Below are 25,264 nucleotides of genomic sequence, written 5' to 3' on the forward strand. Positions count from 1 at the left end.
CTGTCACCCTAGCTGAGTGTGAGCGCCTCCGCGGTGAGAATATCGCGGTAGAAAAGCTGCGGGGCGAGGGAGACGGCCTCGGCGAGCTGCGGGAGGGCGTCGTCAAGCGTGGCGGCGAAAGCAGGGTCCGCCAGCTTGCCATTGGCCACGCCGCGCGCCGTGATGGCAAAGACGTAGGAAATAAACGGCATCCAGGCGGAATCGCCGAGCTCCGAATTGCCATCGCCAAAGGCGTCCAGCGCGAGCAGGGTATGCAGCACGGACTTATCGACGCCCAGCTGTTGCAGCGTCACCCGCAGCTGCATTGCGGTGCTACGCAGCTTGGAAATGGTGCCGAGGCGGGTGAGCGCAAGGTCATTGGCAAAGCACTCGCGCAGTGCGGCGATGCGGTGGGCATCATCGCAGAGCTGGTCGCTGTCCGTTGCTGGTGTAGGTGCCTCGCCTGTTGCGCTCATCAGCAGCATGGGGCGGGTGACATCGTCGATGCCGGTGGACGGCACGCGTGCGAGGGAGGCGGAGCCGTGGGCTTCGACGTAGTCATAGGCGGCGTCGGCAAGCGCGGCCAAGAGCGAGGAAGGCTCGCCGGCCGGCTCCTCGCGGCGGAAGGTGCGGGAGACCAAGCCGGTGCGGACAAAGGCGCGCATGCGCTGCCCCGGCTCAAATTCCGCGGCCATAAGTGCATCCATGCTGGCGCGCGGATCGGCCTCAATCTCCTTGATGATTCCCTCGAAGGTTTCCTTGGCCTTGGGTGCGAGGCGGCGCATGGCCGCGTAGGCAGGCCACATACCCTCGGTGTTTTCGGTTTCACCGTCGTGGAAGATGATAAGAGCGCTAGCCGGCGGGTACTGCGGCGCGGCCAAGTCGCTGGCCGGCTCATCCTCGCGGAAGTCCACGATGAGGTGGCCGGCGTCCAGCAGCTCCTCGGGCAGCTCAAAGCCTTCCTCAGTGGGCTCCAGTGGTAGCGGCTCGCCCGCGGGATTGCCCAGCGGCCACGCCCAAGCCAATAGCTCTACCTCCTCCTCGTGCGCCTGCTCGGGGACGAGGATGCCGTCCTCAATGGTTGCGCGGGCGACCAACGGTGCCTTGCGCACGGTGGCGATGGCGGCATAAATGAGGTCGCTGGCCGCGGTGGCCTCATATTCCATGACGCGACGCTCAAAGCTGCGCTTTTGGTGCGCTGCGCGCTCCTTTTCCGGCAGGCCTTCGAGGTATTCCTCATAGGACAACGTGGACCACAGGAGGTAAAGCTCCAGCGAGGTCTTCTTCGTCAGTGCCGACTTCAGCGCGCGGTTGGGTACGGATAGGCTGGTGGCCGCTTCCGTTGAGCCATTGGCGGTGACCAGGTCCCTAATCTTCTGGTTCTTATCAATAACCACGAACTTTGCCAGCGGCAGTGGCTCCGGAGAATGAATGGTAAAAAGTGCATCCGCATCGAGCTGGTCCGCCAGGATGACCTGCTTATCCAGGTAATCCACGGGCTCGGCCGCGGTGCGTTTGACTCGAGTACGAATCGTCGCCGGCTCCACCTGGAAGGTCAGCTCATAGCCGGCCTCACTGCCGACGGTCTCCTCGCGCACGCTTTCGTCCTCGCCAAAGACGCGCTGGCCCTTTTCCATTTGGATAGCCTTGCCCGGCGCAGAAGCCAAGGCATAGCTAAACGGCGAAAGGTTGCCCAGGGCATCGATAAAGCGAAAGTTGGTGCCGCGCGGGCCCTCGTTCTTGGCACGCATGTGCAGCGACTCCGCAAAATTGAGGTACTGGATATCCACCAGTTCCTCGTCCTTGTACAGGGTGAAGCGGTAGCGGCCCACCCAGGGATCCTCGAAGGCGTCTGCGGGAAGTACCTCGTGAATGCCCTCCGGTAGTTCATCCTCCAGCACGGCCTCCTCTTCCCCACCAATGGGGACATAGGCCAGCTCCATGCTGAGTTCCGTATTGGCGATGACCCGCGGGGACTGGGTATAGACCAGTTCACCATCTAGGCCATGGGCATTAGGTAGCGTCTTCACGGCCATGTCCCAGGCAAAATCAGGGCTGCCGGACACCTTGATGGTCGCGGATTCTTGGCGCGGAACCTCCACGGTGAAAGACTGGCTGACCTCGACCGGGGCGATGGTCCAGCCCTCCCATGCACCGTGGGGACGGGCCTCGCCGACCTTGGCCTTAGCAAGCTCCGTGCCGGTGGGGGCGATGAAGGTATAAGAACCCTTGGCTACCGCTGTGGTGGTATCGATTGGGCGATGGGTGGAATCGAGCAGCAATCCGCCATTGGCCACGCCGGCAAACTCCAAGGTGTGCTCCTCAAAGGAAACGCTGAGGTGGCTAAAGGCACGCGGCATGCTGATCCACAAGCCGGGCTCCTCGCCCTCCACGTAGTAGAACTTGCGGGTGTCCTCGCTGCCGTCGAGCAGCTGTGCGGTCACGGTCCACTGGGGATCTTCTGGCTCATAACCTGCGGTTACGGCCGGTAGGTACAGCTCCAATGTGTTGGTAGCTGGGGAGAGGCGCAGGTGCGGGATCCCCTGAAATACCGCTGCGTCTGCAAAAGATGATAGCTGGCTGCGAAACTTCTCCTGGCTCATTTACCCCAGCCTAGATCATTTTCATGCAGATCTGCATTTTGGCTGCGAGCGGCGGAAATGGCGCGAAAACCGGGGGCGATTACGGCGGGGATTTTGGATGTGCGTGCCAAGCAGAACGCGGAAAGCATAGCGAACTACCCCGCGCCGGGATGCGGCTATTACACTGTGTGATTATGACTACCCAGAGCGATTCCACTTCGTACCGCTATACCCCGGAGCTGGCGAACCAGATCGAGAAGACCTGGCAGCAGTACTGGAAAGACAATGGCACCTTTAATGCCCCGAACCCGGTAGGCGAGCTCGCCACCGATGCGGGCGAGTTGCCTAAGGAAAAGCTCAATGTGCAGGATATGTTCCCCTACCCTTCCGGTGCGGGCCTGCACGTGGGACACCCACTGGGATATATCGCCACCGATACGTACGCCCGCTATAACCGCATGCTGGGCAAGAACGTGTTGCACACCTTGGGCTACGATGCCTTCGGCCTGCCGGCCGAGCAGTACGCCATCCAGACCGGTACCCACCCGCGCACCACCACCGAGGCGAATATTGAAAACATGCGCCGCCAGCTGGGCATGTTGGGCCTGGGCCACGATCCGCGCCGCTCCGTGGAATCAACCGATCCGGAGTTCTTCAAGTGGACGCAGTGGATCTTCCTGCAAATTTATAACTCTTGGTTCGATGAGGAGCAGCAGAAGGCGCGCCCGATTGCAGAGCTCATCAAGGAGCTGGAGGCCAATAAGCGCACCACTAAGGATGGCCGCTACTACGAGGACCTCACCGAAGAGGAAAAGGCCGCGGCCATCGATGAATTCCGCCTGGTCTACCTGTCTAATTCCACGGTGAATTGGTGCCCGGGCTTGGGTACCGTGCTGGCAAATGAGGAGGTCACCGCTGAGGGCAAGTCCGAGCGCGGCAATTTCCCGGTCTTCCGCAAGAACCTTTCGCAGTGGATGATGCGCATTACCGCCTACTCCGATCGCTTGCTGGATGATCTGGAGCTTTTGGATTGGCCGGACAAGGTCAAGTCCATGCAGCGCAATTGGATCGGCCGTTCCCGCGGCGCAGAGGTCTCCTTCCCTGCCGAGGGCTACGAGATTGAGGTCTTTACCACCCGCCCGGATACCCTCTTCGGTGCCGAGTACGTGGTGCTGGCCCCAGAGCACGAGCTTGTCGACGCCCTCCTCTCCCCCATCCCTTATGACGATGACGTGGATGAGCGTTGGACCTATGGCCACGATGATCCGAAGGAGGCCGTGGAGTCCTACCGCACCGATATTGCCGCCAAGTCCGACCTGGAGCGCCAGGAGAACAAGGAAAAGACTGGCGTCTTCCTGGGTACTTATGCCACCAACCCGGTTTCTGGCAAGAAGGTCCCGATCTTCATCGCGGACTATGTCCTGACCGGCTACGGCACCGGCGCCATCATGGCAGTTCCGGCGCATGACACCCGTGACTACGAGTTTGCCCAGGCCTTCGGCCTACCTATTACGGAGGTTGTCTCTGGCGGAAACGTGGAGGAAGAAGCCTGGACCGAGGACGGCGCGCTGGTTAATTCCTCCAACGACAAAGGCCTGGATCTTAACGGCCTGAATAAGGCCGAGGCCATTGCCGCGGCCATTGAATGGCTGGAAAAGGACGGCTCTGGCCGCGAAAAGGTGCAGTACAAGCTGCGCGATTGGCTCTTCGCCCGCCAGCGTTACTGGGGCGAGCCCTTCCCCATCGTCTACGACAAGGACGGCTTTGCCCACGCCCTGCCGGAATCCATGCTGCCGGTAGAGCTGCCAGAGGTAGAAGATTATAAACCCGTTTCCTTTGATCCCGAGGACAAGGATTCCGAGCCACAACCACCGCTGGCAAAGGTGCGCGATTGGGTCGAGGTAGAGCTGGATCTGGGCGACGGTCCACAGACCTATTTCCGCGATACCAACGTTATGCCGCAGTGGGCGGGTTCTTCCTGGTACCAGCTGCGCTATATCGATCCCCGCAATGATGAGGCATTCTGCGATATCGAGAACGAGCGCTACTGGACCGGCCCGCGTCCGGAGCAGCATGGCCCGCAGGACCCGGGCGGCGTGGACCTCTACGTTGGCGGCGTCGAGCACGCGGTGCTGCATCTGCTCTACTCCCGCTTCTGGCACAAGGTGCTCTTTGACCTGGGCTTTGTTAGCTCCCAAGAGCCTTACCGCCGCCTGTACAACCAGGGCTATATCCAGGCCTATGCCTACACGGATTCCCGCGGCGTGTACGTGCCGGCCGCTGAAGTAGAGGAAAAGGACGGCAAGTTCTACTACCACGGCGAAGAGGTCAATCAGGAGTACGGCAAGATGGGTAAGTCCCTGAAGAATGCCGTTGCTCCGGACGATATTTGCCGCGACTTCGGTGCCGATACCCTGCGCGTTTATGAGATGTCCATGGGTCCGCTGGATACGTCTCGCCCGTGGGCTACCAAGGATGTCGTAGGCTCCCAGCGCTTCTTGCAGCGCCTGTGGCGCCTGGCCGTCAACGAGGACACCGGCGAGCTGGCCACTACCGACGCCGCCTTGAGCGAGGATGACCTCAAGCAGCTCCACCGCACCATCGCAGGCGTGCGCGATGATTACGAGAACCTGCGTCTCAATACCGTGGTGGCGAAGCTCATCGAGTACGTCAACTACCTGACCAAGACCTACCGCACCGAGGCCCCACGCGCCGCCGTGGAGCCGATCGCACAGTTGGTCTCCCCCATTGCCCCGCATATCGCGGAGGAACTGTGGCAGCGCTTCGGCCATGACGAGACCATCACCTACCAGCCCTTCCCCACTTTTGAAGAAAAGTACCTGGTCGATGATGAGATCGAGGTGCCGGTTCAGATCAATGGCAAGGTCAAGGCTCGCATCAATGTGGCCGCGGATGCGGACCAGGACGCGGTCTTTGACGTTGCTCTCGCCGACGCAAAGATCGCCGATCTGACCAACGGCAAGAACGTAGTGAAGAAGATTTACGTTCCGGGCCGCATGGTCAACCTCGTGGTCAAGTAGTTACCCTTCCCAGAATTCCGTGGCGCACAGCGCAATGCCGTGCGCCCGGATTCCCTGGCCGACCTCCAGCTTCTCGTTCACAATGAGCGGGAGGCCGTCGCTTGAGTTCAGAGGGTCGTTGCAACACTTTCCCTTAGGAGGGTGTTGTTGTGTCTGAGATTATTGGCCCGTTTCATTCGTTGTCTGAATCGGATCGTCGTGGCTTAGTTGCCTTGGTTGGCAGTGGGCGTAGTGTCCGTTCGGCGGCTGGTGAGCTTGGTTGTCATTACGGGCATGCTTTGAATTTTTGTCATGCCTTTGGATTGCCAGTCGTGTTTAAAGCCAAACGAGTTGATCGCCGCGGTAGCCAGGCTTTCCAGCTTGTAGAGCTAGTCCGAAGCGGACTGTCGGTACGCCAAGCTGCTAAAAGATGTGGGATGCATCTTTCTGCGGCTTATGCCGTAGCTACGGAAGCTGGGTGCCATATCCGGTTGAGTCAGTATGCTCGGAAAGTCCGCCAGACGCAGTTAAGAGTGGAATATCTGCGCCTTCGGCTGGCGAGCCTGCCTGGTGGTGATGCTGGCGCGGCAGTAGGAATTGATCGTCGACTGCGTTTAGATTTCGAAAAAGGACTCACCAAATCCCAGGGTCGACGAGAAGAGTTCATACCCGTCGGCGAAGACGCCAGCACGTATAACAGACTTATGAAAGCGCTGCGCCAACGCCATGATGTCATCGAATCCGGAAGGCTTGCCCCTCCCGCCTTACCTAGCGGGGTAGATCCGTATAAACGCATCAGCAATCGCTACATTTGCTTCGAAGAACGCGTCATTATCGCCGATCTTCTCCGCGAAGATGTGCCACTGCGTGAGATTGGGCGCCGTTTAGGGCGAAGTGCATCGTCAATTCAGCGTGAAGTACGCAGAAACCACAGTGCTGAAGGCCCGTATCGTGCGGAAACAGCCCAGTTAAAGGCCTGTGCGCGGAGATTGCGGCCGAAAATACCGAAACTACTAGCCAACAAAAGACTATGGGACTATGTATGCGCACAATTGCGGGCACAATGGTCACCTGAGGAGATTTCTAATCGCCTGCCCATCGACTACCCCACTGATAAGGACATGCGCATTAGTCACGAAACGATTTATGACGCCTTTTACCTGCAGGCCAAAGGAAGACTCAAAGACCTTGGCTTGGACTTGCCGACAGGTAGAAAGAAACGCAAGAAACGTCAAACCCGCTCCAGCACACCTGCCCAGCAACGCTTCGTCGACGACATGATCCTCATAGACGACCGGCCAGATGAGGTAAGTGAACGTATTTTGCCAGGCCACTGGGAAGGCGACCTCATCCTCGGTAAAAACAACCAATCAGCGGTAATCACGCTAGTAGAACGCGTTAGCCGATTTGTTGTCCTTGGCCACCTACCGGGAAGGCATACCAGCAAAGAAGTATTCACAGCCCTGCACAAGGCAGTTGCAGGAATCGATAAAGCTATCTGGTCATCAATTACCTGGGACCAAGGAAGCGAAATGGCTGGCCATAAAGCCTTTACTATGGCCACTGACATTCCCATCTACTTCTGCCATCCAGGATCACCATGGGAACGCGGCAGCAACGAAAACACCAACGGCAGGCTCAGAAGAAACCTTCCTAAAAACAGCGACCTGTCCATCTACAGCGCCGAGGACCTAGAAATGATCGCCAACATTCACAACCACAAACCACGCAAAGCACTCAACTGGCGCACCCCAGCCGAAGTCATGACCAACGCCCTCACACAAACCGGTAGCATCAAACCAAACTAACCATCATCGTTGCAACGACCCCTAGAATCCGCCTCGAGGTCGCATATCCAAAACTCCCCCATGCCCAGCTCATTGCTGTGCTTGGCGACGCCCCCGATAGTCCCCGCTACCTCTACCTGCGGGTTAAGCATGCTGGGCTTGAAGTTCCGGTAGAAGCGCTCGGTTGCAGGCGAAGTCAAGGAAAACTCTTCCGGCTCCCCTACCTCGTATTTCAATGCCACAACCGCCGGCCGCACCTGTCCCTGGAGCTTCTCTCCGCCGACCGGGTTGCCTGCTGGCAGGGCAAAAGGCGCATCCGCCAGTGCCGCGAACCGTAAATCCCCTGTTTCCACAATGCCGATATAGGGCGTTGCGCGATATATCGTGCCCGGTGCCTCTTCCCCACCCCGGTACGAAGGCACCGCGGCCCACTCCCCTTCGTATTCCATAGCTGTGACCGCCATGCCGGACGGGTCGGCGTGGAATAGCACTCGATCAAATCCGGGCGCGTCCCACATGTCGTGCTCGGTAGGCAGCTCCGCAATGAGTTCTTCCATATCCGCGAAGTCGAAACCGCACGTGCTAAATAGCTTATCCATGTTTGCCATTCTAAACGCTGCAGTCTTCTCTGCTGGAGCGGTGATTTCGTTCGCAGCCGCATCTTTGCCGCGAGTAGTTGCTTCACTATTTAATTTTCATGTCAAGAACATACCTACTCAAACAATGGTGATTAGCAGCAGATAGGTATTCAAAAGCAAAACATAAGTGCTTTCGAGACCAAAGGCATTGGTTTGGGAAACTGTGGTTTTCCTATACGCACATCGCCGTGCAGTAGTGGGAGTTGGTGTATCAACTCAACGCAGGCCAATGAGTTGCTAGATCAACTCTGCAGTATAGACTGGTGAAAGAAGGAAAACCAAAGGAGGAATGCGATGCGTGTGGAGCAGAGCGCGGCGTGGGGTGACTTTGTTGCCATGCAGGAAGCGCTCCACGCGCGGCTTTCTGGGGAGCTGCAGAGTGGCTCTAGATTGAGCGAGGCAGACTACGCGGTTTTGGCCGTGCTGAATCGTCGGCGCCAAACTTCTACACGCCCGCATGAATTGGCAGACGAGCTCCGGTGGGAGAAGTCGCGGCTGCATCGGCAGTTAGTGCGCATGGAGTCCCGAAAATTGGTTTCCAGGCGCGAGGCGCCGGAGTTAGGAACCCGTGCAGTTAAAGTCACTGTGACGGAAAAGGGAAGTGCCGCTTTCAACGCGGCGATCGCGCGACATACCGCCGCAGTCGAGGAAACCGTGGTGGGCACCCTTAGTGACGAAGACCTACAAACCTTGGGCAGGATTTCCCGCTCGTTGCTACGCGGGTTAGCTCAAAAGAGGACGCCAGAAAGCTAGCGCGTCGCGGGGTAGCCGTGCATACAAAAAGCACCCGCCAGGAAGGCGGGTGCCGTGCAAGAGTGTCTAGGAGTGGCCTAGGAAATCTTGAGGACGGTGCGTCCGTGGTGGGTGCCTTCGAGGAGGGACTTGGATTCCTCGACAACATCCGACAGTGGAATGGTATTGGTCAGGGACTCAAGGATGGACCGGTCCAGCTTGCGTGCGAGCAACTGCCATGCGTTCTGGCGGTAGTGCAGCGGGGCGTCGACAGAGTTAACACCGGCGAGGTGCACGTTGCGCAGAATGAAAGGCAAGACGGTGGTGGGCAGGTCTGGGCCGGCGGCCATACCGGTGGAGGCGACGGTGCCGCCCCACACGGTACGGGCCAAAACATTGGCTAGGACGTGGGAGCCGGAGGTGTCGACGGCACCGGCATAGCTAGCCTTTTGTAGTGGCTTTCCGGCCTCGGCGAACTCGGCGCGGTCCACAATGGTGTGGGCGCCTAGCTCGTGGAGGTACTGGGAGTAGTCATCCGGGCGGCCGGTCATCGCGTGAACCTCGTAGCCGGCATTGGAAAGGAGGTTCACGGCGATGGAACCCACGCCACCGGTGGCGCCGGTGACCAAGACCGGACCATCAGGCAGCCCGCGCAGAGAGTTCACGCACAGGGCGGCGGTGTAGCCTGCGGTGCCAACGGCGGCCGCCTGCTCTGCGGTGAAATCCGCGGGCAGGGCGACGGTTGCTTGGGAGTTGACGCGCTGCTTCGGGGTGTAGCCGCCGTGGCGGAATTCACCGAGGCCATCGCCGAAGGATGCTACCAAGGTGCCAACTGGGAGGCGCTCGACGCTAGATTCAGAAACCGTGCCGACCACGTCGATGCCCGGAACCAGCGGGCTGGTGCGCATGACGCCGCGGTCACCAGCGATAGCCATGGCGTCTTTGTAGTTCAGGGAAGAATAAGAAACATCAACGGTAAGGTCGCCCTCGCCGAGGAACTCTCCCTCTTCGAAGGAGGTCGTAACGGACTTATCTTCGTTGCGAGTTACTAGTAGCGTGCTCATGCTCACCATCGTACGTTAAATGTGATGCAGGGATTTAACAGCGAATCTCACGGCGATTTTTCAGGCTCGCTTGTTAACTTGAACAACATGACGATGACCACGACATCCACCCGCATCTCGCGCCAGGTTGGGGCGCCGGGCGTGCCTGCCCGACCGACCCTGTGGCGCAATGCAGGTGTCGCCTGTGTGGTCGTTTTGATGGCAATCGCCGTAGCTACGGTGGGTAAGCCATTTATTGATATCCCCGGCGTGATCGATGCCAGTGCGCATGCTCGCAGCAGCCTCGATCTGCAGATGTTCAACGGCTTTAATAACCCTCATCCGTGGTGGGGTCCGTGGACCAATACCTTTGGCAATATCGCGCTGTTTATGCCGCTCGGGGCGTGCCTAGTGGTGCTGGGACAGAATTCACGGCGCATTCGCTTTGGCCGCGGTGGAACCATCCTTCTGGCAATGGTGCTCAGCCTGGGTATCGAAATTACCCAATACGTATTCTCGTTGGGATTTAGTGACGTCGATGACCTCGTTTTCAACACCCTCGGTGCGTCTGTGGGCGCGTTCTTGGTAAGCCGCAGCAGCGCGAAGGTGCAGCTGCGGACTGTACGCGTCATTGGGTGGCTTTCGGCATTGAGCTTGGGTGCATTACTGCTTGCCGTTATGGCCGGGGTAGTTCTCTAGAAACTAGGCCTCGAGCGATAAACCTTAGGCAGCCTGTGGCTGAGTGGACTCTTCTGCAGCCGGATTTTCATTCCGGGATTGCTTGCGTTCTTTAACAATGCCCGCCGCCAGGGAGCACAGACCAACCGCGATCCAGGCTACGAGAATCCACAATTCAGTGCTGATGGAAGCCAGCGGGAAGTAGTTTGCCGAGCGGGTTAGGGAAGCGGTGGCTGCATTGGGGAAGAATTGGCCAAGGGATCCCCACGGTGAGGCAATAAACTCCTTGGGGGCCATCGTTCCGGCCAGGGGGTTGCCAATCAGCATTATGGCAAGCGCGCCAAGTCCGAATCCGGGAGTTCCGAACAATGCGCGGAGTCCAACAATGAAGGATGAGGAGGCGGCGATGCCAAGCGTGAACACGCCTGCTGAAGTCCAGAAGCCAGCCGGCAGTAGGTCGAATACTACGCTAAATATCCAGGAAACGAGGAGGCCGCCGAGTGGGGCGTAGACGGCGAATGCGAGAAGGCGCTGGCTGTTTTTCTGCAGTGTGAAGGAGATTAGTGCAGCTCCGATCATGCCGCCGAAAGCTACGGGAAGGATCGAGAAGTTGATGCCCGCTCCTTGTGAATCTCGACTATCCAAGGGGGTTACATCTGTTGCTTTGACCTCGACGGAGGGAACTTTGCTCTCAGGAAGACCCTTAGCTTGAGCGGCGGCCTTGGCTTGGTGATTTGCCATCTCACTCAATGGCTGTGACAGGTTTTTGATGATATTTGCCTGGGGCAATCCCGATGCCGAAGAGAAAAGAACCTCGGGCTCTTGACCAAGGACGATTGCACCTGATACCTCACGTTGTTGAATGAGCCGTTCGGCTTCGGCCCGGTCCGGGGCGGATTGCGTCTTGAGTAGGCCGGGCTTCTTTTCATCGAGAGCCTTTTGAATCTGTGCAACCTGCTGAGGCTCACCGACCACGGCGGTGGAAACATCGCGGGGTTCCATCGTGGCCATCGGCCACAGGAAGGCTAGAAGGAAGAGTGTTAGCGCTAAGGGGGCGAGAGCCCCGACGACTAGTGCCTTTTTGACGTTGTGCATGGGGTACCTGCTTTCGGTTCGTATGGGTAGTCCGTCAACCGCAATTCAACGAACGTTGAACATGCTAATTCAACACCCGTTGAAACTCAACAGGTGTTGAAATTCTTAGAGAGGGTAGAGGTAAAATACCCAGCATGGAGAACAAACATGCAGGACGACGGCCCGGCAATGAGGAGACTCGAGAAAAGATCCTGGCCGCAGCGTGTACGCGTTTTGGCGATGTAGGCTTTGAGGCCACCACAATTCGCAGCGTGGCAGCAGAGGCCGAGGTAGACCCTGCGCTGGTGATGCACTACTTCAAAAACAAGCAAGGCCTTTTTGACGCAGTTGTCTCAAGCCTGCAAGAACTCCCTGGGCGGTTGGAGGATGTAGCAGACCTAAAAGGCTACATTGCCCAGTACTTGCAGCTTTGGGAAGCAGAAGACATGGGATCGAGGCTGAAGGCGGTATTGCGCGCCGGAGTCGGCTCTTCCCATGCTTCCGGAGTATTGCGGCACTATATGGACGACCAGTTCTTGGAGCTAGTGTCCCAATCCAAATTGGGTGCAACGGTCTTCAATACGCCAGAAAAACGGGAACGCATTCCCTTTATTGGCGCCATGCTGGTTGGCGTGGCAACTACGCGCAACGTGATCCTCGTGCCGTATTTGCGGGAGAAAACCATCGATGAGCTCGCAGAAATCTATGCAGCGGCATGCGAGGCGATTTTGGAGGCGCGGCATTAGGCGGATAATTCCACCCGGTGGCCCCATTCAAACATGGTGGTGCCGGCATCGGTGCCGCTTAAGCCCTCGAACATAGCGAGGGGAGAGGTGGGGACCATTCCGGTGACCTGCGATACGCCGTAGTCTTCCAGCAGTACCGGGGCTAAGGGAGTTGATGGGCCCAACACGACATTGAAGGACTCGCGAGAGAGCTCGAGCAGGCGGGGAGCGGTTTTATTGACAAAGGCGGAGCCGGTAATAAAAACATAATCGCACTCGGGCAGGATGTATTCGGCGGCGGAATCGGGATAGTCGCCCTCATTGAGCGAGCGCTCCAACATATAAAAATCCGCAGCCTGGTTGAGTGCCTTGGGCGCAAAAGGGAAGTGGCCAATGACCGCGACCTTCTTCCCAGCGACGGCCTCGCGGAAGGGATCGAAGATGTGGGGCCAAGGGGCGTCGGCAAGCGCAAAGCCATGCTCATCGGCCACGGAAGGCGTGGCGTAGTAGGAATTTAGCGCGGCCATGCCGAAGGAAGCCTCCGAGAAATTCCAACTCTTAGCTAACTGAGCAATGGCGCGTAGAGGAACCCCGGAATACTCGGCGCGCATCTGGGCCGGGCGGGAGGTTGCTGACATGGTCATGGCCATGCCGCAGCTAGGACTTTCGGTGTATACCCGGGTCCACCGCGGGCCTTGGGCGGCGCGGGAGACCACTATGTCACGGGGAATGGCATTGATGAGGTCATCGTAGAGATCCCAGGCAGACATGTATAAACCAGCTTTCCCACATTGTGTCGCATTCTCTGCGTGAAGGCAGTGTAGTCGAATTAGCTGGGACCAACCTATAGCTTTAGTCACATATATTCGCCACATCGTGCGCGGTCTGCCTGGCAAAGGGGCTTACCCCGGTAATGGTGGCGGAGCCGGGGCCGGTCCACGTGCCGTAACCCACGAGGAAGAGGCCATCGACGGTGGGGTCGGTGCCATCAAGAAGCCCGCGGATGGGCCGGAGGGCGGGCCGGAAACCGGTGCACCATATGAGGTGGTCTGCGGTGACTTCAGCAAGCGAAGAAAACATGGGGGTGGCCTGCAAAAGCCCTGAATCCCGCGCGCGTAGGACCGGTGGAACCATCACAATATCGCCCAGGTTGGAATCCGCGCCGGGGTCTGGCTCGCCGCGCAGCATAGCGTTGAGGCGGGCGCGATTGCGCTGAAAGAGCACGCGGCCGTCAACGTCGTCGGGCATCCACCGCGGGGAGCTGCGGGTATACCAGGTGGTTTCCACGCCGGAGAGTAGGAGCTCGGCCGCGATTTGGGCACCGGAATTGGCCGCGCCGACGACCGCCACGGTAGATCCGGCAAAGTCCGCGGGGCCTGGATAGAAGGCGGAATGCCATTGCCTCCCGTCAAAAGTACCGGGGTAGTAGGGGATAAAGGGAGCGGACCACGTGCCCGTGGCCGCCACGACCGTGCGTGCTGTCAGATGCTCTGTACCGGCAAAGACGTGGAAGCACGCGCCGTCATGGGTTACCTCATCCACTGTGACCGGCCGGCGAATGGGCAGTTCATAGCGCTTCTCATAACGCGCAAAGTAATCAATAACGTGGCTGGCCGGCGGAAAGCCCTCGTGGTGGGGCATGGGCCATCCCGGCAGGTTAGAGGAGGCGGAATTGCTAAAGAGCGTAAGCGAAGGCCAGGTATGGCGCCAGGCCGCGCCGGGGCCGGGCTCAGCGTCTAGAATGACAAAATCCAGCCCCTTCTTGCGCAGGTAATAACCCACCGCAAGACCCGCCTGGCCGGCGCCAATGACTATGCAGTCCAGCATTAAATGAGCTTCCTCTCCCGCGCCACGGTCACCGCGGCGGTGCGAGTTTCCACACCCAATTTCTGAAAGATATGGATGAGGTGGGTTTTGACCGTGGCCTCAGAGATGAAGAGTTGCTTGGCCAGCTCCTTATTGGAGGAACCGGTAGACAACGCCCGGAGGATTTCTAGCTCGCGGGCGGACAGCGATTCGTGCGGCCGGCCCACGCGCTGGGCTAGGAGGTCTACTACCTCCGGTGCTAAGGTGCGGCGGTGCGCGGCGGTATTGAGTACGGCCTCGTGCAGCGCCTGCTCGGGGGAATCTTTAAGCAGATAGCCCATCGCGCCGGCCTCTACGGCGGCAAGGATATCGGCCTGCGTGTCATAGGTGGTGAGGATGAGTACCGGTGGGCCGCCGGCCTCCACTACCCGCTTGGTGGCCGCGATGCCGTCCATGCCAGGCATCTGGATATCGCAGACCACGGCGTCTACTTGTGGGGCGTCGTCAGTAAAGAGCTTATCCACATCCGCGCCGGTAGAGCCTTCCATGACAACCTCGACATCGGAGAAGGTATTGAGGATGGCGCGTAGGCCGGCGCGGACCACGGGGTGATCATCAATCAGCATGACATTAACCATTGCTTTTCTCCTTCAGCGGGATACGGACGGCCAGGGCGGTGCCTTCGCCGGATTCCAGGTTCATGGTGCCGCCCACAGCTTCCACGCGGCCGCGGAGGCCGCTGAGCCCAAAACCATGGTCCCTGCCGCTGGGGCGAGGGGAGGCGGATAGTCCGCATCCATTATCAACGACGTCTAAGGTCACCGCATCCTCAAAGAGACCGAGCGTGACCACGGCGCGCGAGGCGTGGGCATGTTTGATGACGTTATTGAGCCCTTCCTGCGCAGCACGTATGATGACCTCTTTGATCCGGCCGGGCACCTTGCCACTTCCAGATACCACCAGTTCGAAGGTGGTTTCTTCCCCCAAAGCCTTCACGCGGCTGCGCATCTGGGACAGCAGGGAACTAAGTTGGGTTTCCAGTCGCTCATCCGGGCCGGCTAGTTCGCGGACAAAGCGGCGGGCCTCAGCCAGGTTTTCGCTCGCGACGTCTTCAATAACCGCCAGTTGCTCCTCTTTGGTCGCTGGATCGTCGGCGCCGCGGGCCGCGCGGGAGAGCAACAAGATGGAGCTGAGGCCTTGCGCGACGGTGTCATGGATCTCGCGGGAGAGGCGCTCACGCTCCTCTAGCCGGCCGGCTTGGTGCTCGCTGGCGGCCAGTTCGGCTTGGGTTTCGCGCAGCTGCTTGGCTATGTCCCTGTGGTGCGCCGCCTCTGCCTGCAGGCGCCGCTGGATGAAAAAGACCGTGGCTGCAAAGGCGGTACCGATAAGTGGTCCCACGGCTGCAGCGATGGACCAGCCCTCGGGGTGCAGCCAGGCGGGAATAAAGGCGGCCGCTGCCCACAGCACGGCGATGGAGACCAACCCGGGCACGGTGGGCAGGGCACGCAGAAAGACAAAAATGAGCGGGAATTCCAGCCACATGAAATCCTGAGCATGCACCATCAGGCCCAGCCACAGCAGGCATAGCCCACCCAGCCATAACCATGTGGGCAGCCAACGCTGTGCGGCATAGACCACGGCGAGGGCGATGGCTAAGGCGATCACCCGGGCGTCGAGCCGGCCATCCACATAGGCGCGCGCCACGCCGAAGACCAGCAGAAACGCGAACATGGCGTGCAGGCCATAGACCCATAATTTCTGTCCTTTAAACACAATCACCCAGGATATCCGCGTACGGGTGGACCGTGAATCAACCACTTGGTTGAGTGGAGGTTCAGCGAGCTGGCCGATTACTTCTGACCTGCATAAAGCGAATATAGAAGTATGTTCCTAGCAATCAGAGAAATCACCACAGCGCGCGGCCGTTTCGCGCTCATCGGCGGCACGGTTGCGCTCATTACCCTTCTGCTCGTGATGCTCTCCGGCCTGACGGAGGGCCTGTCCAAGCAAAATACTTCCGCGTTGGAGTCCCTGGAAAAGGAATACCCATATATCTCCTTTTCCACCGAGGACCCCTCCTTTAGTGAATCCGAGATGCATGCCGGCGATATCGCCAGCGACGGCATTCCGCTCGGCGTAGCGCAGACCAAGCTGGAGGGGCACGGCGGCGTTGCCGTCCTCAGCCTGCCGGCCGGCACCCAGGTTCCGGGTAGCGATAGGACCATCCCGGAGCAGGGCGTGCTCCTGCCAGAGTCCATCGACGGGGCTGATACCGTCACCCTAAGTGGCGCCGATTTTTCGGTGGAGGGCACCGTCCCAGAGACCATGTACTCCCACTCCGAGGTGGTGTGGGCCTCCACCGAGTCCTGGCAGCAGATTAGCCATGCTCCAGAAGGCGTGTTAGGCACCGCAGCGCTGTATAAGTACGAGGTTCCAGGCTCCGTGAAGGTGTCCAAGTCGTTCTCCGGCCTGGCGGCCTATCAGTCTGAACGCGGCTCGCTGCTTAGCATGCAGGGCTTCTTGTATGGCATCTCCGCGCTGGTTACCGTCGCTTTCCTGACTGTATGGACCATCCAGCGCACCCGCGACCTGTCCATCCTGCGCGCGCTTGGCGCCACCGTGCGTTACCTCTTGCGCGATGCCCTGGCACAGGCTGCCATCATCTTGGCCGCCGGCACTATTGCGGGCGCCGTTGTTGGTTGGGTGCTCGGCGCGCTTGCTTCCGGCACCGTGCCCTTTGATGTTTCCCTGCGCACCATCGCCGTTCCCGCGGTTGGCATCTGGGCCCTCGGTATGGCCGGTGCCCTTATTGCTACCCGCCGCGTAGCTAAAGCCAACCCACTCGATGCCCTTGGAGGAAATGCTTAACATGTCCACCATTCTTGATATCCGCAACGCCACCGTGACCTACCAAGACGGTGAGACCACGACCACCGCGCTTGCCGACGCCTCCCTCATCGCCGAATCCACTACCCTTACCGCCATCGTGGGTGAGTCCGGGTCCGGCAAGTCCACGTTGCTGTCCGTAGCCGCAGGCCTCATCACCCCAGATTCCGGTTCCGTGCACGTGGGCGGTACCCGCTCCATCATCTTCCAGCAGGCCAACCTGCTGTCCTCGCTCAATGTGCGCGACCAATTGGTGATCATGGACCATATCGCTGGCCGCAAGCTGCGCCCACAGCGCGCCGATGAGTTATTGGAGTTTGTTGGCCTCGCAGGAATGGGCAATCGCCGCATGGGTCAGTTGTCCGGTGGCCAGCGCCAGCGCGTCAATATCGCCCGTGCGCTCATGGAGCGACCAGACCTGCTCTTGGCCGATGAGCCCACCTCTGCGCTTGATTCCCACCTTTCGCAGGAGATCATCCGCCTCTTGCGCGATGTCACCCAGGAGATGAACACCGCCACCGTGCTGGTGACCCACGACCGCTCCCTGCTGAACTTCGCTGACCGCGTGGTAGAGGTCAAGGATGGCCACGTCTCTGAGCAGGAGAAGGTCTCTGCGCTCGGCTAGCGCTGCATTACTAGTAGCCGTGCGATTGCCTGCGGCACGGCTGCGGCAATCTGGGAGGCGGAGCATAGGCCAAAGCCGTCTGGGGTGTGGGCGGCAATGGCTGCCGCGTGTTGGTGAATGGCCGCGGCGTGCAGGATTTCCATAATTACCGCCCCCGCATCCGTCTCGGCGGCATCCACTTGCGCGAGCGTGGCGCCGAGGATGCCAGAGAGCACGTCACCAGAACCGGCGGTGGCTGCGTAAGAATGCCCAGCGTTCATGCCGTAAATTTTCTGGCCTGGGGCCGTGACCGTGGTGATCCGGCCCTTGTGCAGGATGAAGCAGTCGAGCGCGTCGGAAAGCTCGCGCAGGCGCACCCCGAGTCCCTTCGAAAGATCAAGTTCGCGGCCGAGAGTTGCCGCGTAGAGCCGCTCAAATTCCCCGGCATGCGGGGTCAGGACGGCGCAGGGATGATCGCGTACGAGTTCGCGCAGATCCCCACAGGTAGAAAGTATGGTCAGCGCATCGGCGTCGATAATCGTGGGCAGCCCGCGTTCTAGCACGGCGCGCAATTCCGCGGCCGCCTCCGGTCCGGTGCCCCGCCCTGGGCCTACGACCCAGGCTTGGGCGTGGACTTTTTCTTGGGCGCTGGCATGAGGCACTACCTCCGGCAGGCTCGTGACCACGGAGTCATTGCCCACGACGCGAACCATGGACGGAGTGGCGCGCACTGCGCCCGTGGCGGCGAGGATGCCCGCGCCGGGATAGGCGCTGCTGCCAGCACAGACCGCGGTCACCCCGCCGGTGTACTTGGTGCTTGTCGCCCCCGGAGTCGGATCCAGGATTGGTCCAGTGCAGCCCACCGGCTTCGGGGCGGTGACCAGGCCTTGTTCTCCCGAAAGCACCGGCTCAGTCGGCCACTGGTAGGGCAAGGTAATAGTGGGTTCATTGGCGATATAGCCCACCGGCTCCGCGGTAGCGGAAAGCTCTTCTGCAAAGGAGCGCGGGGCGCCGGGCAGGAGCAGATCGCAGAGCATCACCGCGCCGCATTCCGGGGCAAAGATATGTCCGGCACGGGCCCAGCCAAAGCTAATGGTCACGTCTGCCTCTACAGCACCGGCTGCAGCTACGCCGGTATCGGCGTTAATGCCCGACGGAATGTCCACCGCTAATACCGGCACCCCACGCTTCTTGGCCTCGGTATAGGCCCTCAGTGGGGCACCGGAAAGGCCGCGGGTGGAGGCGAGGCCGGCGACGGCGTCGATAAGCAGATCGGCGTTTCCTAGGTCGTTCGCTATGGTTCCGCCGGCCGTGGCAAATGCGTCTAGCGCGGGTTCGTGTGCGGCATCCGCCGCGAGGATAGCCACTACTGAATAGCCTTTCTCCGCCAAGAAAGCGCCAGCGTAGAGGCCATCGCCGCCGTTGCCGCCTGGCCCGACAAGGATAGTTACGCGCCGATAAGAGCCGAGCATGCTCGCGGCCGTGGCCGCCACGCCTCGTGCGGCCAAACGCATGAGCTCATCGTCAAAGTTCTGCTGGGCTAGAAGGGAACGCTCCGCCGCGCGGACGGCAGTAACGCTATAGGCATATCGCATGCCCGCCAGGATAGGCCTTTAAGGAGCCGGCTGGCAGGTCGGACACCAGAATAGGTTGCGTCCCTCCATGACTCTTTCCGCCACTGGGGTGCCGCACACATAGCAGGGCAAACCGGCGCGGCGATAGACATAAACCTCCCCGCCATGGTCGTCTTTACGCGGTTCGCGCCCCATGGCTTCGGGGGAATGCTCGGGCCGCACCGTATCAATGCGGCCGTGTTGCACCCCGTACTCCATCAGATCCACTAGGTCGGTCCACGTGGCGTCAAAGGTTTCACGGGAAACGTCGCGGCCAGGCAGGAAAGGGGAGAGGCCGTGGCGAAAGAGGGTCTCCGCCCGGTAGATATTGCCCACTCCGGCATAAAGGTGCTGATCCATCATGAGGGAGCCGATGCTGCGGCGCGATTTATGCACTTTGGCCCAGAGCGCCTCCACGTCGGCGTCCTTGCGCAGCGGGTCTTGGCCTACCTTGGTTAGCTGTGCGCGGTACCCCTCTTCGGTGAGCAGGCGGCAAAACTGCGGTCCGCGCAGGTTAGCGGCCTCGGCGCCATTATCAATGCGCACCCGGATCTGTCCCCCGGTTTCCTCGCGGGGCTCGAAGCGCAGCTTGCCAATCAGGCCTAGGTGAATATAGAGGATATGGCGCGGATCCTGGGCGCTAAAGTGCACGAAAAGGTGCTTGCCGTAGGTCTCTGCCAGCTCGATGCGCTCGCCATCGAGCAGCTCCGCCTCCGCTGCGAAGCGACCCTGCGGACTGGTCACGCGCAGCGGCATGCCGCGATAATCGGCGTTGAATTTATTAGCTAGGCGGTGGATAACGTGACCTTCAGGCATAGAACTCAGTCTAATCGGGAAGAATTTTCGGCCAAACCTGCCGCTAACCAGCCCACTTATTCGGGAGGTGGCAATAGCGTAAACTCGAAATGCGGAATGATTTAACTCAGGGGAAGGCTTTCAAATCATGACGCAAAAAATTGGCTTTGACCGCGAGAAATACATCGAGCTACAGTCGAAGCACATTCACGCCCGCCGTGAGGAAATCGGCGGCAAACTCTACCTAGAGATGGGCGGCAAGCTTTTTGACGATATGCACGCCTCCCGCGTGCTGCCCGGCTTCACCCCGGACAATAAAATCGCGATGCTGGAGCGCATCAAAGAGGACGTAGAGATCCTCATCTGCATCAACGCGAAAGATATCTCCCGCCAGAAGGTGCGCGCGGACCTGGGCATTCTTTATGAAGATGACCTGCTGCGCCTGGTGGACGTATTCCGCAGCCGCGGATTCTTGGTAGAAAACATCGTCATGACCCAGCTGGAGGAAGGCAACTCCCAAGCCGAAGCCTTCATCGACAAGGCAGAGCGCCTCGGCCTCAAGGTGGCGCGCCACTGTGTTATCCCTGGTTACCCCACCAATACGGACCTCATCGTGTCCGAAGAAGGTTTTGGCCGCAATGAGTTTGCGGAAACCTCCCGCGACCTCGTCGTGGTCACCGCGCCGGGCCCCGGCTCCGGCAAGCTGGCCACCGCGCTCTCGCAGGTTTACCACGAACACCAGCGCGGCAAAAATGCCGGCTACGCCAAGTTTGAAACCTTCCCTATCTGGAATCTCCCCCTGGAACACCCCGTGAACCTGGCCTATGAGGCAGCCACGGTGGACCTCAATGATTCCAATATTATTGACCACTTCCACCTGTCCGCCCACGGCGAATCCACCGTGAACTACAACCGCGATGTGGAAGCGTTCCCGCTGCTGCGCACGCTTTTGGAAAAGCTCACCGGCACCACCCCGTACCAGTCCCCGACGGACATGGGCGTGAACATGGCGGGCTTCTGCATTACTGACGACGCCGTGTGCCGCGCCGCCGCCCAGCAAGAAATCATCCGCCGTTACTTCAAGGCGCAGGTGGAAGAGGCTCGTGCGGGCTTGGGCACCGAGCAATCCGAGCGCGCCGCGGTCATCATGGCCAAGGCCGGCATCAAGGTAGAAGACCGCCCCGTGGTGGCACCTGCGCGCCAGCGCGCGGAAGAAACCGGGGAGCCCGCCTCCGCTATGCAGCTGCACGATGGCACCATGATCACCGGCCGCACCGCGCCCCTGCTGGGCTGCTCGGCGGCGATGCTGCTCAATGCGCTGAAGCACCTGGCGGGCATCGATGACGATATCCACCTGCTGTCGCCCGAGTCCATCGAGCCGATTCAAACGCTCAAGACCAAGCATTTGGGTTCCAAGAATCCACGCCTGCATACCGACGAGGTTCTGATCGCCTTGTCCGTGTCTGCGGCGAAGGATGACAATGCCCGCAAGGCGCTGGAGCAGATCAAGGAGCTTGCTGGTTGCGACGTCCACACCACCACCATCCTGGGTTCTGTGGATGAGGGAATCTTCCGCAACCTCGGCGTGCTCGTGACCTCTGATCCCGTCTTCGCCCGCAAGAAGGCGCTGTACCAGAAGCGCTAGATTTCGCGTGCTCAAGATTCGGCCCTTTCAGCTTGTGCTGGAGGGGCCGAAGTCATATAAGGAAGAGCTACAAGATTGGGGATCTGCGCAGCTGCGGGCCTAAGATTAGGGCGTGACTATTGGCAAAGTTCTCCTATATTACTGCTTTACCCCCATCGAAGATCCCACCGCTATCATGCTGTGGCAGCGCACCTTGTGCGAGTCCCTGGGGCTCACGGGGCGCATCCTCATTTCCGAGCACGGCATCAACGGCACCGTTGGCGGCGATATGGAAGCCTGCAAGCGCTACGTCCGCCAGACCAAGGAATACCCCGGCTTTAAGCGCATGCAATTCAAGTGGTCCGAAGGTGGCGCGGATGACTTCCCGCGGCTTTCGGTCAAGGTGCGCGATGAAATCGTGGCCTTTGGCGCGCCGGGCGAGCTGAAGGTGGATGAAAACGGCGTCGTTGGCGGCGGCGTGCACCTCAAGCCAGAAGAGGTAAATAAGCTGGTAGAAGAACGTGGCGAGGAGGTCGTCTTCTTTGACGGCCGTAACGCCATGGAAGCGGAGATTGGCAAGTTCAAAAATGCCGTCGTGCCCGATGTGAAAACCACGCATGATTTCATCGAGGAAATCGAGTCCGGCAAGTATGACTGGATGAAGGATAAGCCGGTGGTGTCCTACTGCACCGGTGGCATTCGTTGCGAGATCCTGTCCTCGTTGATGAAGAACCGTGGCTTCAAAGAGGTCTACCAGATCGATGGCGGCATCGTGCGCTACGGCGAAAAGTACGGCAATGATGGTCTGTGGGAAGGCTCCATGTATGTCTTTGACAAGCGCATGCACCACGAGTTTGGCCAAGGACTCCAAGACCCCGGCTTCATTCAGCTGGGCCACTGCGTGCACTGCGGTAAGGGCACGAATACCTTCCACAATTGCATCAATGAAGATACCTGCCGCCAGCAGGTGCTCATCTGTGATGACTGCATCCAACATGTAGAAACGCAGCACTGCGGTCGGCCGGATTGCGCCGAAGTGGCAGCGCAGCTAGCCAAGCAGGAGAGCTAGTCGCCCGCAGTTTCCTTGCGGAAACAGCCCCACCACCAGTGCTGCCACGCGGTGGTATGCGGGCTGTGCGGTGGATGGATGACACCGGTGGGGGCGTGTAGTTCGCTAACGGGGCTCATGCCGTGGAGCGAGTTGAGGAACCACAGGGGGCACTCGGCGGCGAGCTCAGGGGTGATGGGGCGCGTTTCGGTGTGAATTCCAAGGTCCGCAGCGCGCCGGGCAACTTGGCGCAGCGTGATGCTGGGCAGCGCCGGACCGGTGGGGAGGATGAGCGTTTCCTCGTCCCAGGCGACGAGCGCGCCGGTGGTGGTCTCCACCATGGCACCAGAGGAATCCACGATGGCGGTGTCATCGGTGCCGTCTGCCTGATACTCATCGCGGTAGCGTGCCAGCGCTGGGAAGTCGGGGCCCTTGACTAAGGGCTGCGTGCGCGGGTCGGGGGCTTGCACATAGGTCACCCGGGTGACCGGGCGCGCAGGGGGTGCGGGGCGAATATCGAGGCGCAGGTGTCCGCCGGCTAGCGAGATGCGGGGAAAGAGATCGCCGGGGCCCATAAGCTGCAGCATCGCGGGGACGAAGCCGGCGGGAAGCGGTCCGGCCACCGACTCGAAGCGCTGGAGGTGCAGGGGGAGGGCGTTGGAGTGGGCGTCGCCAAGCATCCGCCAAGAATCCGCCACGTCAAAGGGCCCGGGGTGAGGCTGGCTTGGAATGAAGCTGCCCTCGTGCCAGAGATAGGTGCTCATTGCCACGCCCCCAGCACGGACTGGGCCTTGAGGTTGCGCTCTTCTAACTCGGCGGCCGGATCCGAATCTAGGACGATGGCCCCGCCGGCGCCGATGGTGACCTCACCGACCGCGCGCACGGCCGTGCGGATGACCACGCTGAGATCGGATTGACCGTCAAACCCCAAGTAGCCCACCACGCCGGAGTACACGCCGAGCGGTCCCGTTTCGAGCTGGTCAATGATCTCGCAGGTGCGCAGCTTCGGCGCGCCCGTCATCGATCCGGGAGGGAAGATGGCGCGGAGGGCATCGATCGCGGTGGCACTGGCGCGCAGCTGCCCGGTAATGGTGGAGACCAATTGATGCACGGTGGCATAGCTTTCTACCTGCATCAACTTCGGCACGCGCACGGTGCCGGGTTCGCATACCCGGGAGAGATCATTGCGCAGTAGGTCAACGATCATGAGGTTTTCGGCCCGTGTCTTCGGGTCCGTGGTCAGCAGCGCGGGATCCTGATCGGCCGAGATGGTGCCCTTAATCGGCTTGGCCTCTACCTCGCGGCCGCGCACGGTGAGGAAGCGCTCGGGCGAGGCACTGCAGACCTCGACGCCATCGAAGACGAGGTGCGCGGCATAGGGAGCGGGATTGTGCGAGCGCAATTGGCGATAGAGCTCACCCTCGGCCGCGGCCGTGTAGGTATCGGTCAGGCAGACCTCGTAGCTCTCGCCGGCGTGCAGGAATTCCTGGGCGCGCTTAATCCGCTCCAGGTAGCCAGGGCTGCGCCAGGAGCCCGCGCTTAGCGACGCCCCACCGTCCTCCCCCGTAGGCCGTGGTCCCTCTGCATCTAAGGCGGCTTCCAGGCGGTTTAGCAATTCCTCGGCGCCGTCGCCGGCAAGGCAGCACAGGTGCGCGGTTTCTGCGTGGTGGTCGTAGACGATGAAGGACTGCGGCCGCACAAAATAGGCATCTGGGTAAGGGGAGCGGTGGCTAAGTTCAATCGGCAGTGTGAGCTGGGCGCATTCGTAGCCTAGGTACCCGATGACCCCGCCGGTAAACGGGAGGGCCGGTGCGTCGATGATGCGGGTGGCGAGCTCGCGGTCGAGGAGGGTGAGGATATCGGGGGCGTCACCAAGCTGGTAGCGGAAAGAGCGACTCAACGCTCCCGCGGTATCGCCGAGGATGGAATAGCGCCCACGGGGATCCGCGGAGTCGAGGAAGAAGGCATCGTTGCCCTCGGCCCGCAGGGCGGCAAAGACCCGTGCGCAGTCCACCGCGCCGGGCACCTCGCGGTGGAGCAGGCGGAATCCGCCGAGGAAATTGCGCATGATGTCCCGGCCGTGCTGGGTAAGCACCGACTCGGGGTGGAATTGCACGCCCCAGTGCGGCAATCCATCCACCTTGAGCGCTTGGATGACGCCGTCTTCGCTGCGGGCATGGACGGTGATGCCGGGGGCCTCTTCTATGTGCAGGGAGTGGTAGCGCACCACTTCGAAGTCTTGCGGGATTCCGGCAAAGATGCCTTCGCCCGAGTGACGGATGGTGGAGACAAAACCGTGGCGCGGCTGCGGCGCCGGCGACACCTGGGCGCCGGCTAGCAGGCCTAGCCCCTGGTGGCCAAGGCATACGCCCAGCACCGGAATCTCGGCCGCGGCCGCGGCGGCGATAATGCCCCGGGCAGCACCGAAATCCTCTTCACGTTCCGGCGTGCCCGGGCCAGGAGAGATCACCACGTGGGAAAATTCGCCCGCACGGACGCGCTCGGCCAGCCCTTCCGCTTCACCGGCGGCGACGACGAGTGGTTCGCGTCCGGCTACCTCCGCGATGAGGTGGGCAAGGTTGAAGGTATAAGAATCGTAATTATCAAGCAGGAGGATCATAGGGAGGCGG

At 60.4% G+C, this 25,264-nt stretch carries 21 protein-coding genes; 9 read left to right on the forward strand and 12 right to left on the reverse strand.

Annotated elements, in window-relative coordinates:
* Window positions 1–8: 8 nt before the first annotated feature.
* Window positions 9–2,582: a hypothetical protein gene (locus LG376_RS04185; protein WP_225746244.1), complete on the reverse strand. Its 2,574-nt coding sequence runs from the start codon at window positions 2,580–2,582 to the stop codon at window positions 9–11.
* A gap of 173 nt (window positions 2,583–2,755) precedes the next feature.
* On the opposite strand from LG376_RS04185, the gene leuS reads away from it, so the two are divergent.
* Window positions 2,756–5,602, forward strand: coding sequence for a leucine--tRNA ligase (gene leuS / locus LG376_RS04190; protein WP_225746245.1), 2,847 nt, complete (start codon window positions 2,756–2,758; stop codon window positions 5,600–5,602).
* A gap of 149 nt (window positions 5,603–5,751) precedes the next feature.
* On the forward strand, window positions 5,752–7,389 hold the full coding sequence (locus LG376_RS04195; protein WP_049377707.1) for an IS30 family transposase: 1,638 nt from the start codon (window positions 5,752–5,754) through the stop codon (window positions 7,387–7,389).
* Here LG376_RS04195 and LG376_RS04200 read toward each other — a convergent pair.
* On the reverse strand, window positions 7,386–7,967 hold the full coding sequence (locus tag LG376_RS04200; protein WP_225746246.1) for a hypothetical protein: 582 nt from the start codon (window positions 7,965–7,967) through the stop codon (window positions 7,386–7,388). The genes LG376_RS04195 and LG376_RS04200 overlap by 4 nt on opposite strands.
* Before the next feature lie 333 nt (window positions 7,968–8,300).
* On the opposite strand from LG376_RS04200, the gene LG376_RS04205 reads away from it, so the two are divergent.
* Window positions 8,301–8,759: a MarR family winged helix-turn-helix transcriptional regulator gene (locus LG376_RS04205; RefSeq protein WP_225746247.1), complete on the forward strand. Its 459-nt coding sequence runs from the start codon at window positions 8,301–8,303 to the stop codon at window positions 8,757–8,759.
* A gap of 77 nt (window positions 8,760–8,836) precedes the next feature.
* Here LG376_RS04205 and LG376_RS04210 read toward each other — a convergent pair whose 3' ends face one another.
* A complete protein-coding gene (locus LG376_RS04210; protein ID WP_034667957.1) occupies window positions 8,837–9,811 on the reverse strand; it encodes an MDR family oxidoreductase in 975 nt (324 codons plus the stop codon).
* 78 nt (window positions 9,812–9,889) lie between these two features.
* Between LG376_RS04210 and LG376_RS04215 the strand changes: the two genes are divergently transcribed.
* Complete coding sequence (locus LG376_RS04215; RefSeq protein ID WP_225746248.1) at window positions 9,890–10,480, forward strand: VanZ family protein; 591 nt, start codon at window positions 9,890–9,892, stop codon at window positions 10,478–10,480.
* 24 nt (window positions 10,481–10,504) lie between these two features.
* On the opposite strand, the gene LG376_RS04220 is transcribed toward LG376_RS04215, so the two are convergent.
* A complete protein-coding gene (locus LG376_RS04220; protein WP_225746249.1) occupies window positions 10,505–11,461 on the reverse strand; it encodes a hypothetical protein in 957 nt (318 codons plus the stop codon).
* 227 nt (window positions 11,462–11,688) lie between these two features.
* On the opposite strand from LG376_RS04220, the gene LG376_RS04225 reads away from it, so the two are divergent.
* A complete protein-coding gene (locus LG376_RS04225; protein WP_225746250.1) occupies window positions 11,689–12,279 on the forward strand; it encodes a TetR/AcrR family transcriptional regulator in 591 nt (196 codons plus the stop codon).
* Here LG376_RS04225 and LG376_RS04230 read toward each other — a convergent pair.
* From LG376_RS04230 to LG376_RS04245, 4 genes are all read right to left on the reverse strand, one after another.
* Window positions 12,276–13,028 (reverse strand): DUF364 domain-containing protein, encoded by a 753-nt coding sequence (locus tag LG376_RS04230; protein WP_225746251.1) that lies wholly within the window; start codon window positions 13,026–13,028, stop codon window positions 12,276–12,278. The genes LG376_RS04225 and LG376_RS04230 overlap by 4 nt on opposite strands.
* Window positions 13,029–13,110: 82 nt before the next feature.
* Window positions 13,111–14,085, reverse strand: a complete 975-nt coding sequence (locus LG376_RS04235) for an NAD(P)-binding domain-containing protein (protein WP_225746252.1) — start codon at window positions 14,083–14,085, stop codon at window positions 13,111–13,113.
* Complete coding sequence (locus tag LG376_RS04240; protein ID WP_049377040.1) at window positions 14,085–14,702, reverse strand: response regulator transcription factor; 618 nt, start codon at window positions 14,700–14,702, stop codon at window positions 14,085–14,087. Before LG376_RS04240 ends, LG376_RS04235 begins: the two co-directional genes overlap by 1 nt.
* A complete protein-coding gene (locus LG376_RS04245; RefSeq protein WP_370633401.1) occupies window positions 14,695–15,843 on the reverse strand; it encodes a sensor histidine kinase in 1,149 nt (382 codons plus the stop codon). Before LG376_RS04245 ends, LG376_RS04240 begins: the two co-directional genes overlap by 8 nt.
* Window positions 15,844–15,948: 105 nt before the next feature.
* Here LG376_RS04245 and LG376_RS04250 point away from each other — a divergent pair, with 105 nt between their 5' ends.
* Together LG376_RS04250 and LG376_RS04255 are read left to right on the forward strand one after the other, a co-directional pair.
* On the forward strand, window positions 15,949–16,932 hold the full coding sequence (locus LG376_RS04250; protein ID WP_225746253.1) for an ABC transporter permease: 984 nt from the start codon (window positions 15,949–15,951) through the stop codon (window positions 16,930–16,932).
* Window position 16,933: 1 nt separating this feature from the next.
* On the forward strand, window positions 16,934–17,575 hold the full coding sequence (locus LG376_RS04255; protein WP_225746254.1) for an ABC transporter ATP-binding protein: 642 nt from the start codon (window positions 16,934–16,936) through the stop codon (window positions 17,573–17,575).
* On the opposite strand, the gene LG376_RS04260 is transcribed toward LG376_RS04255, so the two are convergent.
* Window positions 17,572–19,149: a bifunctional ADP-dependent NAD(P)H-hydrate dehydratase/NAD(P)H-hydrate epimerase gene (locus LG376_RS04260; protein WP_225746255.1), complete on the reverse strand. Its 1,578-nt coding sequence runs from the start codon at window positions 19,147–19,149 to the stop codon at window positions 17,572–17,574. The genes LG376_RS04255 and LG376_RS04260 overlap by 4 nt on opposite strands.
* An 18-nt stretch (window positions 19,150–19,167) precedes the next feature.
* The gene (locus LG376_RS04265) at window positions 19,168–19,983 is read right to left on the reverse strand and encodes an Fpg/Nei family DNA glycosylase (protein WP_225746256.1); all 816 of its coding nucleotides are present in this window, start codon (window positions 19,981–19,983) and stop codon (window positions 19,168–19,170) included.
* A gap of 127 nt (window positions 19,984–20,110) precedes the next feature.
* Here LG376_RS04265 and LG376_RS04270 point away from each other — a divergent pair, with 127 nt between their 5' ends.
* The gene (locus LG376_RS04270) at window positions 20,111–21,607 is read left to right on the forward strand and encodes a DUF1846 domain-containing protein (protein ID WP_225746257.1); all 1,497 of its coding nucleotides are present in this window, start codon (window positions 20,111–20,113) and stop codon (window positions 21,605–21,607) included.
* Window positions 21,608–21,719: 112 nt separating this feature from the next.
* Window positions 21,720–22,655, forward strand: a complete 936-nt coding sequence (locus LG376_RS04275) for a rhodanese-related sulfurtransferase (RefSeq protein WP_225746258.1) — start codon at window positions 21,720–21,722, stop codon at window positions 22,653–22,655.
* Here LG376_RS04275 and LG376_RS04280 read toward each other — a convergent pair.
* Entirely contained in the window at window positions 22,652–23,398 is a 747-nt protein-coding gene (locus tag LG376_RS04280; protein ID WP_225746259.1) for an aminotransferase class IV, read from the reverse strand. The genes LG376_RS04275 and LG376_RS04280 overlap by 4 nt on opposite strands.
* A complete protein-coding gene (locus LG376_RS04285; protein WP_225746260.1) occupies window positions 23,395–25,254 on the reverse strand; it encodes a chorismate-binding protein in 1,860 nt (619 codons plus the stop codon). Before LG376_RS04285 ends, LG376_RS04280 begins: the two co-directional genes overlap by 4 nt.
* Window positions 25,255–25,264: the final 10 nt, after the last annotated feature.

Source organism: Corynebacterium sp. Marseille-P4611, from assembly GCF_916618765.1.
GTDB classification, from domain to species: Bacteria; Actinomycetota; Actinomycetes; order Mycobacteriales; family Mycobacteriaceae; genus Corynebacterium; species Corynebacterium marquesiae.